Source organism: Ignavibacteria bacterium (genome assembly GCA_025612375.1).
Classification (GTDB): Bacteria; Bacteroidota; Ignavibacteria; order Ignavibacteriales; family SURF-24; genus JAAXKN01.
In genome coordinates this window covers 1-3,654 of record JAAXKN010000092.1, presented here as the reverse complement: position 1 = coordinate 3,654, position 3,654 = coordinate 1, and the positions used below count along the sequence as shown (strand labels likewise).

Here is a 3,654-nt window from a genome sequence, read left to right as displayed (position 1 = left end):
CAACTACCGGCAATTATAATTGTCGTTAACCGGTAATTTTAATTGACATTAATCAGATCACCATGAACTGGGGTACTACTGCAAGAACTGCAGCATTAAATCACCTTGAACCTACAGCTTGGGGAGAGGATAAGATAGATAGTACAAAGAACAATTCGAGTGCTGCTTATCATCGGGTTGTTAGTAATCACTGGAGTTTCGCTGATTTCCCAGTCGATTATGAAAGTAATATAGCTTTGTTTCAGAATACAAGAATTTCGTTTAATATTTGGGGTTCGGTAACCTCAAATGTATCTTTAAATATTGGAGGAGACATTCTCCAAACATTTGGTGATAGCCAGCCTGCGAATCTTCCTACTCGTGGATTTTTTCAACAGGGTGGAGAATTTCAATTAGCTCAAAAAGCTGTCCAGGGTACTCAATCAACATGGCTGGGTTGGCAACAAACAATAAGTGACATTGCCAAGGGTATTAAAGATACGACAAAACCCTCACTGAGAAATCTTAAACACTCCATTGATGCTCTTTCGAAATCTTGGCTCGTATCCAATCTTGGAGCCATTGGTGTCGGTGTTGGTCTTTTAGATTTTTTTGTGACAGGAGGCAGAATTACTGAAACTTCAAAACCAGCACCACTGAGTTTTAAAGCTAATTTTAGGGCAACTGGAACAATAAGTACCGATTATCAATTAGGAGGTCCTATTACAGTACCCTTACCTGGTGCAATTCATACCGAAACTGCCACACCTACACAGTTATTATATAACCATCCATTGGGAGTTCTTAGTATAAAAGAGACCCCAATCCTTCAACATAGAAAGTATGATATGCCAGTTGGAGGATCAGTAAAAAGAAATACTCATTCGTTTAGATTAAAAAAAGACCTTATTTTTAACTTAAATCCTTCATCTGATTTAGAAATTGTGGAAATAAAAGCAGCACTGGTTTACGAACCAAGGACAGTCCCAATTGCAGATGAATTTATTAGATATACAGATAATAATAATATTAATGGAATTGATAATTCTACAATAAATCTAGAATCGGCCACAGATAACATTTATGTATTTAGTACTCCTTATGTTAATGGTAATTCAGTAAAATACCAAAAAATAACTGTACCTTCAGAAGCAAAGGATTTTTATTTATATAATCCTCAAGGGGATGCTTGGGATTTTGCAGGGGTACCTGACTTGCAACAAGATGAGTTAATAGGAAAGATATATCTTAAAGTATTTGCCACCTTAAAAGTTAAAAACTCATCTTCCAATAGGCAACCAATAATCCTTATTTCAAAATATAACTGTTTAATTGAAGCTGGGGACGGTGTGGATGCCCCTTGGCCCACCCCCCCGACTCCCTTTTCAGTAAATGTTACAAGGAGTTATGATTCAGGAGTATCTGAAGTATTACCAACACAATATGGTTATTCAGGGACTGACAACATAACGCTATCGACTCCTATAAATGTAAATAATTACAAATTTATGTGCTGGAGTGATGGTTTGAGGGAGGCAACTAGGACATTAACAAGTAATGCAAATCTGGTCGCCTATTACAAGGCAGTTAATAAGTCAAGTTGCCAGACGGCCTTTTCAAACAACAGCCAGAAGAAACTGGTGCACATATATGGGGGCTGTTCAGAAAAGGTCTATGAAAGCATGAATAAGATCTGGATGGAAAGCTCCACGGATAACGGGAAGACATGGAATTTTGTTCCATCTAATCCGATAAGCGGAACTGCAGTAGCTCACAGCCCGTCAATTGACATTCCAGATGGTACGAATCCATATGAGTACATTATTTACTACACCAGTGATGATGCAGGCAGCAAGGTAATGCTGACCACGAATTTTGGAAACCAGTTCAGGTGCACTGTTGAGGTATCAGGTAATCTTCCCCTTAGCAATTACGATCTGCAGCCTGTTATAGCAATAAAACAGAACGAGTCGAATTCAAAAGTAATTGCCGTATGGCGCCAGCCAAACATGGGTTATGCTTTTCCTGCCGGACTGTACTATAGAGTGGGAACGATTGGTCCGGACAGTACTGTTACATGGAATGATTCAAGAGTCATTGATTACACGGGAAACTGCTCGAATCCCACTGTCGTGGCGTCAAAGACCTTAACAGATCCGAACCAGTTCCACCTTAGCTACCAGGAGGACTTAGGAGATGGCGACAGCAGGATAATGTACCACAGGCTTGATGTGGATGGCAATAACGCAGTCACCTTTTCAAACGCCTGTGAGGTCTCTCAGGGAAGCGGCTATTATGTAAATACGAATCCTTCAATTACACTCTCCGGAGGCCTTCCCAAGGTAAGCTGGATCGGGTATGACCGCGTTGTAACTTACCTGCAGAACGCTCTTTTCAGAGGCAAAACCGGCAGCACTACCTGGGGAAGCGTTTACACCTATGGCACTTCTGGAAACAATGCAGTCTCAGTAAGTTTGGATAAGGTAGGGCCTTCAGGTTATTTCCTTAGCTATGGTGATGACTGCGGTGACATCAGGTACGTTAAAAGCACGAGCCCTTCCACTGTGCGTTATGCCGATAACACAGGAAGCTACGTCCAGGTAAAAGGCGGGCCCGATTTCAACAACAGTTTCATTGAATCCTTCCACAACGAGAGTCTCCCGTTTTACTTTTCGAGCTCAAGTACCGTTTCAGTTCTGGGCAAGACAAATACCGAGACCATCTCAGGAAGAGGGCTAAACATTACAAAAGGTGGCTTGGGCCTTAGTTTTAATCTTAAGGATGTAAGACTGGACGGAAGTCAGGTAGATTTCAATGAGGAAAGCGACTCAGCCAAAGCACAGAGGAATTTCATCGAAACCAGAGCTTTCAGCGTGGGTGACAATTCAGAACTAACCTACTCATATTCGTATTTTACAAGCGATTCAGCTAAAGTTCTGAAGAGTCTTAAAGACGGTGAAGTAGTAAACTACTCGCTTGACCTTGTTGATGCCACATCCAAAGAAGTCCTGAAGAATCTTGCAGGTGTGAGCTATTCCAATAAGGACGTTAATAAGAAAAGGCCTGAATACTACAAGCTACTCTTAAAGGGAATTGGAAACAGGGCCGTAAAGCTTAGAATAAGTTCGGATATGTCTCTAATTGACCATTCAGGCGTGGTAAGTACAATTTCAAAAACTTATTCAACCGGAAGTAGTCTTAAAAAGAACGGCTTTATTGAGGTAAATTATTCTGATGTGAAGCCTGTTGTGGAATACGGCTTAAGCCAGAATTACCCTAATCCTTTTAACCCCTCAACCGTCATAAACTATCAGATTCCGAAGGCTTCAAAGGTGACCCTCAAGATCTATGACATGCTGGGAAAGGAAGTTACAACTCTTGTAAATGAGTACAAGGAGCAGGGAAGGTATTCTGTGGAATTCAATGCTTCAAGACTTCCATCAGGAACTTATATCTATGAGATCAGGACCAATGATTTTGTAAAGAGCGGGAAGATGCTCCTCCTCAAGTAAGCGTCAGGTGAAGCTTGGAACAGTCTGGTTGGGTGTGGCAGGGAATAAAACTCTGCCAAATCCCAACCTTTATAAAACCCTAGTGCAATTTGGGTTACTATTACTACTACAGTTGTTACTGCAGATTCTGTAAGATGTTAAAATGTAACGGGATATAGGACCG

1 protein-coding gene is annotated in these 3,654 nt (G+C 41.0%); it reads left to right on the top strand.

What is annotated here, in order from left to right:
• The first annotated feature begins 2,192 nt into the window (after positions 1 to 2,192).
• Positions 2,193 to 3,491, top strand: a complete 1,299-nt coding sequence (locus HF312_21305; GenBank protein MCU7522753.1) for a T9SS type A sorting domain-containing protein — start codon at positions 2,193 to 2,195, stop codon at positions 3,489 to 3,491.
• Positions 3,492 to 3,654: the final 163 nt, after the last annotated feature.